The organism is Chelatococcus sp. XZ-Ab1, assembly GCF_029309855.1.
Taxonomy (GTDB): domain Bacteria; phylum Pseudomonadota; class Alphaproteobacteria; order Rhizobiales; family Beijerinckiaceae; genus Chelatococcus_A; species Chelatococcus_A sambhunathii.
Window position 1 is genome coordinate 357,222 of the sequence record NZ_JARKII010000006.1, and the last position, 7,972, is coordinate 365,193.

The following is a 7,972-nucleotide window of genomic DNA, read 5'->3' on the forward strand; positions in this document are numbered from 1 at the left end:
AACGCTTTTGTAAAGCGGCAGAAAGACGGCGGAAACAGGTACAGGGATCGCCGGCGGAATCGCCCCTTAGCGCCTGGCCAACGAAAAAGGGCCCGGCGGCGATGCCGGGCCCTTCCGTCTCTGGCCGAATGGACTTCCTCAGAAGTCCATGCCGCCACTTCGGCCGATCCAGTCGGCCGAAGCACTTGCCTCAGCTTGGGCGGATGGACTTCCTCAGAAGTCCATGCCGCCCATGCCACCGCCCGGCATGGCGGGCGCGGCCGCTTCCTTCTTCGGCTTGTCGGCGACCATCGCCTCCGTCGTGATGAGGAGCGAAGCGACCGAGGCGGCGTCCTGCAGGGCCGTGCGCACGACCTTGGCCGGATCGACGATGCCGGCCTCGAGCATGTCCACGAACTCTTCAGTCTGCGCGTTGAAGCCGAAGGTCTGCGACTTGTTCTCGGAGATCTTGCCGACGACGATCGAGCCCTCGACGCCGGAATTCTCGGCGATCTGGCGGATCGGCGCCTCGAGCGCGCGCAGGACGATATTGATGCCGGCCTGTACGTCGGCGTTGTCGCTCTTGAGCTTCGCCACGGCCGCCTTGGCACGCAGGAGGGCTGTGCCGCCGCCCGGGACGATGCCTTCCTCGACGGCCGCGCGCGTGGCGTTGAGGGCGTCGTCGACGCGGTCCTTCTTCTCCTTCACTTCGACCTCGGTGGCGCCACCGACGCGGATGACGGCCACGCCGCCCGCGAGCTTGGCAAGACGCTCCTGCAGCTTCTCACGGTCGTAGTCCGAGGTGGTCTCCTCGATCTGCGCCTTGATCTGCTGCACGCGGGCCTCGATGTCCTTCTTCTTGCCGGCACCGTCGACGATCGTGGTGTTCTCCTTGTCGATCCGCACCTTCTTGGCGCGACCGAGCATGTCGAGCGTCACGTTCTCGAGCTTGATGCCGAGGTCTTCGGAGATCGTCTGGCCGGCGGTGAGGACGGCGATGTCCTCGAGCATGGCCTTGCGGCGGTCGCCGAAGCCCGGCGCCTTCACCGCCGCGACCTTGAGGCCGCCGCGCAGCTTGTTGACGACGAGCGTGGCGAGCGCCTCGCCCTCGACGTCCTCGGCGACGATCAGAAGCGGCTTGCCCGTCTGGACGACCGCCTCGAGCACCGGCAGCATGGCCTGCAGCGAGGAGAGCTTCTTCTCGTGGATGAGGATGTAGGGATCCTCCAGCTCCGCGACCATCTTCTCCGCATTCGTGATGAAGTACGGAGAGAGGTAGCCGCGGTCGAACTGCATGCCCTCGACGACGTCGAGCTCGGTCTCGAGGCTCTTGGCCTCCTCGACCGTGATGACGCCCTCGTTGCCGACCTTCTGCATCGCCTCGGCGATCATCTCGCCGATGGAGCGGTCGCCGTTCGCCGAGATGGTGCCGACCTGCGCGACCTCGTCGGAGGACTTCACCTTCTTGGCGCGCTTCTCGATGTCCTTGATGACCTCGGCCACAGCCATGTCGACACCGCGCTTGAGGTCCATCGGATTCATGCCGGCGGCGACCGACTTGGCGCCTTCCTTCACGATCGCCTGGGCGAGGACCGTGGCCGTCGTGGTGCCGTCACCGGCCAGATCGTTCGTCTTCGAGGCCACCTCGCGCACCATCTGCGCGCCCATGTTCTCGAACTTGTCCTCAAGCTCGATTTCCTTGGCGACCGTCACGCCGTCCTTCGTGATGCGCGGCGCGCCGAACGACTTCTCGATCACCACGTTGCGGCCCTTCGGGCCCAGCGTCACCTTCACCGCATTGGCGAGAATGTCCACGCCGCGCAGCATCTTCTCGCGCGCGTCAGCCGAAAATTTTACGTCCTTGGCAGCCATGTGCTCAACTCCTGCCTGAAACTCAAGATGGGGGAGGGGCGGCTCAGCCGATCACGCCCATGATGTCGGACTCCTTCATGATAAGGAGGTCCTGGCCGTCGATCTTCACCTCGGTGCCCGACCACTTGCCGAAGAGCACGCGATCGCCCTTCTTGACATCAAGGGCAACGAGCTTGCCATTGTCGTCGCGGGCGCCGGGACCGACGGCGACGATCTCGCCCTCCTGCGGCTTTTCCTTGGCCGTGTCGGGGATGATGATGCCGCCCTTGGTCTTCTCTTCGCTGTCGAGACGGCGGACGACCACGCGGTCGTGCAGCGGACGGAACTTCATGAGACGTGTCCTCTCAAAGAAAGCAGCGAAACGCGCTGATCATGCGGGGCCTGTTAGCACTCGACAGAAGCGAGTGCCAAGGCTCGGGCGGAGATAGGCAGGCGGCGCTGGAGAGTCAAGGCACGGTCGCGACAAATTCGCCGTCACGCTGCACGCTGCCTTCGCGCGGGCGGCCTCTCAGCCGGGATGGTTAACGGGCCGGCACCGCCGGCGCCACCATGCCGGGCATCGGCGGCTCTGCCCGCCTCGCTGCGCGCATGATCACGCGCCGACACGCCAAGAGCGGGACCTCCTCACGAAGGCCCCGCCCTTTTCTGCGACGCACCATGATATCCTGCAGGGCGGCGAGTGAGAGCATTGCCCCGCGATTGCGGATGGGCGCGGCGCCAGTCGCGGCGAACCGGGGGCGAGACCGCTTGCGCGCATCCCTGCCACGAGGACAGCGCCCTCGTGCCGGCATGTACTATCCGCGATCCCGCGGCGGATCGTTCATCAGCTGGGCCAATTGGTTCATCAGGTGGTCCAGCCGCGCCATCTGCTGCCCCTGCAGCGCCGGCTGGTCCGCCATGTCACGCAGCAGCCACGCCATTTCCCCGGCCAGCCGCGCGATCGCAGCCTCCTGCGCCCCCTGCCGCCCTGCGAGCATCCTCGTCAGCTGCCCGACCTGCTCCCTCGCAAGCTGTATGACATCCGGAAGATCGCCGCCGCCGTGCTCATTCCATTGATCCGTCGATCGGTCGGCAGATCCCGAAAGCATGTCCACCATGACGCGGTTCCTCAAGCGTGATGGGCAGCCGGCCGCACCGGCCGGGCATATGGCACCGTGGCTGGCGCGGCCGGGCAGGCCCGAGCGTTCAGAACGCTTCGGATGTCCCCGACAGCCCGAAATTGGCCGTCAGTCCGGTCAGCCTGAGATCGCCGTAGCCTTGATCGTTGCCGCAGCACGGCGGCTGCTTCTGGCCCTGGCCGTTGCCGCAGCACGGCGACTGACCCTGCCCCAGGAACTGCTGCAGCTGTTGCAGCAGCTTGACCAGCTGCATCATCTGCTGCAGCTGTTTCAGGGTACCCATGAAATCATTCTGGCCAATATTGCCGATAAAGCTGCCCTGACCGTTGGGCTGGATTCTGTATGACATTCTGAACCTCACCGATAGATCGATCATATTCCGCCCGGTAACGGGCAAGCACCTGCACCTGAAAAGCACGCGCTGATCCGCGCTCATCCGCCCGATGCAACGGCCGCGGCATGCGGCCCTGTGCGATCGGCAACGAGGATTCGGCAGCGCCGCCGGTCTGCAGCGCTCCTCACCCGGAGCCGGGGACAATCCGCGGCTCCGGGGGAGTCGTCGCGACATGTTACGACAGGGTGACGCAGCTGATCCGGGCCGAAACGTCGGTCACGATCCGAACCAATTCACCATCACGGCACGATGTCACTTCTGGATGTTCTGGGACTGCTGCGCCTGCATTGCCACTTGCGCCAGCATCTCCTGGAAATCATCCGCGGAGCGCTTCTGCTTCTGGGCGTCCTGCACACCGGCGGCAGAGGCCGCACCAGCATTCGAAGCCCCATTCTTCTGACAGCACGAGCAAGCCATGATATACCTCCAAAATATCAATATACGGGCCGATAATGCCCCAAAAAACGAGCGATATTTCGATTATGATATAGATATACAGTCATCATCGCTCACAAGATATGATGCAAAGACCAACTGAACAGCGCAACTGCTATGACGTTGCTATTTCTAAACTCACAATTTCCCAACCATCTCCCGCCCGCCGTCAGCGGCGGACTGTCGCAAGCGCGCCGAGGACGATCAGGGCACCGCCGGCGAGCGTCTGCAGCGAGGGCACCTCGCCGAAGAAAAGATAGCCGAGTGCCACCGCCCAGATGAGGGCGGTGTATTCGAGCGGCGCGAGGCGCGCCGCCTCAACCCGGGCGAAGGCCGTGGCGAGGATGAGATGCCCGATGGCGCCGAGACAGCCGATGGCGAGGAACAGCGACAAGTCGGACACGTGAGGCGGCACCCAAACCGCGCCGGCGGGCGCGGCGAGCACGAGTGCCGGCCCGATGTTCTGGAAGAAGACGATGGTCTCGACGCGGTCGCGCGTCGCCCGCGCCCGCAGCATCACCATCGACAAGGCGTAGGTCACGGCCGCGGCGAGCGCCGCCGCGATGCCGTCCCACGAACGCGCGCCGCCCGAGGTGCCGGAGCCGTGGACGATGATCACCATGCCGGCGAAGCCGGCCAGCAGGGCGACGACGATGCGCCCGTCGATGCGTTCGCGCAGCAGCACGACGCCGAAGAAGGCGATGAAGACCGGGGCGAGGAAGGCGAGCGCCTGCGCCTCCGCCAGCGGCAGGCGGCCGAGCGCGTAGAAGAAGGAGGTCGCGGTGACCACGACGAGCAGGGCACGCCAGCTGTTGGCAACGACTGTCTCGCGCGTCGGCCAGCCGGGTCTGCGCACGGCGAGCACCGCGCCGGCGACGAGCGTGCCGCAGGCGAAGCGCAGGAAGGTGATCTCGAAGGTGGGGTAGCGCGCCGCCACCGCCTTGATGAGCGCATCCATGGCCGACAGGAGCGCAATGCCCAGAACCGCGCGGCCGAAGGCGCCCGTCATCACCCTCTCCATCTGCGCCGACGCTGAGGGGCTATTCGAAATAGCCGTCGATCTCGTTCTGCCGCAGGTGCCCAGGCGCGCCTGCAACGGCAGGACCGTTGAGCAGCTGCGCGTCGTTGGCGGCCCTGCGGGCCGCCATCTGCCGCGGCGCCACCTGCACGATCGCTGCCAGTTCGTCGAGATGTGCCGCCAGCCCTTCGAGGTGGCGGCGGATCTTGGCGACGCGCTGCTGTGTTAGATCCTGATAATTGCAGGCCTCGTAGAGCTTGATGAGCTGGCCCATGATGCTCTCGGCCGAACCGACGTTCTCCGGCTCACCACTTTGCTTGAGTCTGCGCGCCTCCGCGGCGATGACCTCGGCAGCGCCGAGGATGTCGCCGGCAGCATGGGCCGTCTCGTCGCCCACCGCGCTCAGTTCCGTCAGGGCGATACGGGCGACGGAGCTATCACCCGTGCCGTGACCGATGGCGGCGAGTTCCTGCCGCACAGCGGCAACCGTCCCCTGCAGGCCCGCCACCTCCTGGCTGAGGCGCGCCACCTCCGCCGCCTCCCGCCGGTAGTCGTCCATGAGGCCCAGCGCCTGGCGCTGCATGGGGCGGAAGATCTCCAGCATCTCCCGGATATCGTCGAGCGCGGCCATGATCTCGGCGCGGCTCGTGTCGACGCGCGGCATGCGGCGGTCCGCCAGCACACGCTCGCGCCGGTCGATGCGCATGACGTCGAGGGAGGTCACATTGCGATAGCGCGCACGTGCGGGAAGCGTCGACATGGCCTGCTCATCCGGGATGCGGCGAATGTGTCGCCGCGATGCAAAGACACCGATTGGTAGCCGACCGAGTTAAATCCATCGTTAACAATAAGCTACTGAAACGAAACAAGTTCGTTCCGGGCCAGCGACAGTGATCACGCCTCGCCCTTCATCAGCCCCAGCGCAACAAGCGCAGACCGGATGGCGGTCAACAGCTTGTGAACGCCGAGTATGTCGGCCCGGAGTTCGTTCACCCGAGCGACGAGGTTGTTGAGATCCGACTGCGACGCGAAGCCCCATGGGCTCGACTGCGTTCCGGTGATGGTGAGCGTTGCGCCGACGGTGAGCGTGTAGCTCGCCTGATCGGCATGCGCCGGCTGCGTGATGGGCGAGGCACCGAAGAAGCCGCGCGCCGATCCGCTGTAGCCATTGATGTAGGGCACCAGCGTCGAGAGCGGTCGGCGAACGTTGCCTTCGACGGGATGCACGGCCCAGATATATTCGGCATCGTTGACCGCGGTTGGAGCCTGCGGCTTCTCAGCAAGCGTGCTCATGCTTCACCTCCGCTCGAGGCGCTCAACGCGACCGAGCAGCGATTCATATCGCTCCTCGAGACGGACGGATTGCAGGACCACCGTGCCGAGCCGATCCACTTGCCGCTCGACGGCCGACAGGCGGTAGTCGGTAAGCACGTAGAAGCCGCCGAACGAGAACAGCATGGTGCCGGCCATCACGAGGTGGCCGAAATTGAATGTCCAGTCGAACCGCGGCCTGTTCATCTCGTCATCCCGCTTCTCGTCCAGCATCCCGCCGCCACCCCAGCTTCAAAAATCTCATCGACCGCCTGCCGTTCGACGGCCGACTGCAGTTCATTTCCCAGCGCCCTGCACTGCGGCTCGACATTGGCCGGACGCACGGTCCCACAGGCCGCCGCCAGCGTAGCAAGCGCGCACGCGCTCACGAGCCGCAGCCATCGCATCGACTGCATCGCGTTGCTCCCGAATGATCCTGTCCGCCGTCTCAACCCCGCCGACCTTCTGGCCGACCTCGTAGACGCGCCACGTGTAGAGGCCGCCGGCAGCAAGCGCGGCGACCACAAGGCTTAGCAGGATGTAGATGCGCCACCCCGTCATGCCGGCCGCCTCCCGATGGTCACGCGGCCGGTCAGCACGAGCCACGCTCCGATGCCGCCGGCGGCAACGAGAAGCGCCAGGGCAGCCACGGCCGGCCACGAGTTGATGCCGTTGAGGAAAGCCAGCCCGCCGCCGCCCGTGACGAACGACAGCAGGATGGACCAAAGGCTCTTGCTCTCGGCAGTCGGCACATCGTCGGGCGTGGCGGCTTCCGGCGACACGTCGAGCGGCTGCGGCGTCGCGTCGTCGGCGGCCTGCAGCGCGCCAAGAAACGCCTCGAAGTGGGACGCGATGAGATTGGCCTTGTCGGTGCCGTTGACAATGCGCCGGGCGCCGACGGGATCGCTGGTTTCGCCGTTGAAGTAGTCGGAGAGCTTCTTGCCCGTGAACAGGCCCTCGTTCATGCCGACGACTGCGATTTGCGCGCCCGTGTCAAGTTCGAGCGCAAGTGCCGGGTTCTTGTCGAGCGGGATGCCGAGACGCTGGCCCATCCGCGCATAGTTCGCGCGGTGCGTGATCTGGATCTGACCCCGGCCGAACCATCCGTCCCGCCAGTAGGGTTCCTTCACCCACTTCAACTTGCCGGCGCGCCATGCCGCTTCGAGGCGGTCCATCGCCTGCCGGTCGCTGGTCGCGAAGGTCTCGCGCACCGGAACCATTCGGCCGCCGGTCTCGTGGAAGACCGAGGCGAAGACATAGGCGACGCGCCGAAGGTCGGTCACGCCCTCCCTCCGGCAGGCATCCAGCAGCGCCTCACAGCCCTCAACCTGTTCGGTCGAGAGGCGGCCGCCGAAGGGCGCGCGCCGGGCGTAGGCGAAGAACGTCGTGCGGTTGATCATCGGACACCTCGCGAGAGATGCCCGGAGGATGGCGGCAGACCCTATCAGGCGCACCGCACAGCCGCCGCGACGGCCGTATCATTCGTGAGCGCGTCAGGCGGCGCGCAGAGAGCGTCGCTGCATTGCGCGAACGCAGGCTGCACCGAGACGGATCGAAGGCCGCTCGATAAGCAGGTAGGTGACGCAGGCTATCGCCACAGAGACGGCCACTGCGATTGGGAAAAGCGGGATTGGAGCAGACACGAAGTTCTTAGCGAAATTGATTGCGAAGAGGTGGAACAAATAGACGCTGTAACTCACGGTGCCGATGAGCAGCACTAGGCCGTAGACTCATAACCGCGTAGCCAGATGCGGATGGACGCGAGCTTCACGGCGGCGAGGAAGTTTTCCGCCGTCTTGTCGAAGCGGGTGGCGATACGGCGGAAGTGTTTGATCTTGTTGAAGA

The 7,972-nt window shown here is 65.4% G+C and carries 11 protein-coding genes and 1 pseudogene; all 12 read right to left on the bottom strand.

Annotation, left to right across the window (positions count from 1 at the left end):
- Positions 1–213: 213 nt before the first annotated feature.
- Entirely contained in the window at positions 214–1,851 is a 1,638-nt protein-coding gene (gene groL / locus P2T65_RS11415; RefSeq protein WP_276199805.1) for a chaperonin GroEL, read from the bottom strand.
- 43 nt (positions 1,852–1,894) lie between these two features.
- Positions 1,895–2,182, bottom strand: coding sequence for a co-chaperone GroES (gene groES / locus P2T65_RS11420; protein ID WP_055459295.1), 288 nt, complete (start codon positions 2,180–2,182; stop codon positions 1,895–1,897).
- A gap of 463 nt (positions 2,183–2,645) precedes the next feature.
- On the bottom strand, positions 2,646–2,948 hold the full coding sequence (locus P2T65_RS11425) for a hypothetical protein (protein WP_063189450.1): 303 nt from the start codon (positions 2,946–2,948) through the stop codon (positions 2,646–2,648).
- An 88-nt stretch (positions 2,949–3,036) separates the two neighbouring features.
- Entirely contained in the window at positions 3,037–3,318 is a 282-nt protein-coding gene (locus P2T65_RS11430) for a hypothetical protein (protein ID WP_276199806.1), read from the bottom strand.
- A 297-nt stretch (positions 3,319–3,615) separates the two neighbouring features.
- Entirely contained in the window at positions 3,616–3,780 is a 165-nt protein-coding gene (locus P2T65_RS11435) for a hypothetical protein (protein WP_157672330.1), read from the bottom strand.
- Positions 3,781–3,967: 187 nt separating this feature from the next.
- On the bottom strand, positions 3,968–4,807 hold the full coding sequence (locus tag P2T65_RS11440; protein WP_083585911.1) for a DMT family transporter: 840 nt from the start codon (positions 4,805–4,807) through the stop codon (positions 3,968–3,970).
- A 31-nt stretch (positions 4,808–4,838) separates the two neighbouring features.
- On the bottom strand, positions 4,839–5,576 hold the full coding sequence (locus P2T65_RS11445; protein WP_276199807.1) for a hypothetical protein: 738 nt from the start codon (positions 5,574–5,576) through the stop codon (positions 4,839–4,841).
- Between the two features lie 134 nt (positions 5,577–5,710).
- Positions 5,711–6,109 (bottom strand): hypothetical protein, encoded by a 399-nt coding sequence (locus P2T65_RS11450; protein ID WP_276199808.1) that lies wholly within the window; start codon positions 6,107–6,109, stop codon positions 5,711–5,713.
- Positions 6,110–6,112: 3 nt separating this feature from the next.
- The gene (locus P2T65_RS11455; protein WP_276199809.1) at positions 6,113–6,334 is read right to left on the bottom strand and encodes a hypothetical protein; all 222 of its coding nucleotides are present in this window, start codon (positions 6,332–6,334) and stop codon (positions 6,113–6,115) included.
- Between the two features lie 90 nt (positions 6,335–6,424).
- The gene (locus tag P2T65_RS11460; protein ID WP_276199810.1) at positions 6,425–6,688 is read right to left on the bottom strand and encodes a hypothetical protein; all 264 of its coding nucleotides are present in this window, start codon (positions 6,686–6,688) and stop codon (positions 6,425–6,427) included.
- Positions 6,685–7,527 (bottom strand): glycoside hydrolase family 19 protein, encoded by an 843-nt coding sequence (locus P2T65_RS11465; RefSeq protein WP_276199811.1) that lies wholly within the window; start codon positions 7,525–7,527, stop codon positions 6,685–6,687. Before P2T65_RS11465 ends, P2T65_RS11460 begins: the two co-directional genes overlap by 4 nt.
- Positions 7,528–7,844: 317 nt before the next feature.
- Positions 7,845–7,972 (bottom strand): annotated as a pseudogene (locus P2T65_RS11470) (IS5/IS1182 family transposase); the annotation flags it as partial.

Coding starts and splice junctions, on each gene's coding strand:
- groL (WP_276199805.1), bottom strand. CDS start 1,851: ATGGCTGCCAAGGACGTAAAATTTTCGGCTGACGCGCGCGAGAAGATG.
- groES (WP_055459295.1), bottom strand. CDS start 2,182: ATGAAGTTCCGTCCGCTGCACGACCGCGTGGTCGTCCGCCGTCTCGAC.
- P2T65_RS11425 (WP_063189450.1), bottom strand. CDS start 2,948: ATGGTGGACATGCTTTCGGGATCTGCCGACCGATCGACGGATCAATGG.
- P2T65_RS11430 (WP_276199806.1), bottom strand. CDS start 3,318: ATGTCATACAGAATCCAGCCCAACGGTCAGGGCAGCTTTATCGGCAAT.
- P2T65_RS11435 (WP_157672330.1), bottom strand. CDS start 3,780: ATGGCTTGCTCGTGCTGTCAGAAGAATGGGGCTTCGAATGCTGGTGCG.
- P2T65_RS11440 (WP_083585911.1), bottom strand. CDS start 4,807: ATGACGGGCGCCTTCGGCCGCGCGGTTCTGGGCATTGCGCTCCTGTCG.
- P2T65_RS11445 (WP_276199807.1), bottom strand. CDS start 5,576: ATGTCGACGCTTCCCGCACGTGCGCGCTATCGCAATGTGACCTCCCTC.
- P2T65_RS11450 (WP_276199808.1), bottom strand. CDS start 6,109: ATGAGCACGCTTGCTGAGAAGCCGCAGGCTCCAACCGCGGTCAACGAT.
- P2T65_RS11455 (WP_276199809.1), bottom strand. CDS start 6,334: ATGAACAGGCCGCGGTTCGACTGGACATTCAATTTCGGCCACCTCGTG.
- P2T65_RS11460 (WP_276199810.1), bottom strand. CDS start 6,688: ATGACGGGGTGGCGCATCTACATCCTGCTAAGCCTTGTGGTCGCCGCG.
- P2T65_RS11465 (WP_276199811.1), bottom strand. CDS start 7,527: ATGATCAACCGCACGACGTTCTTCGCCTACGCCCGGCGCGCGCCCTTC.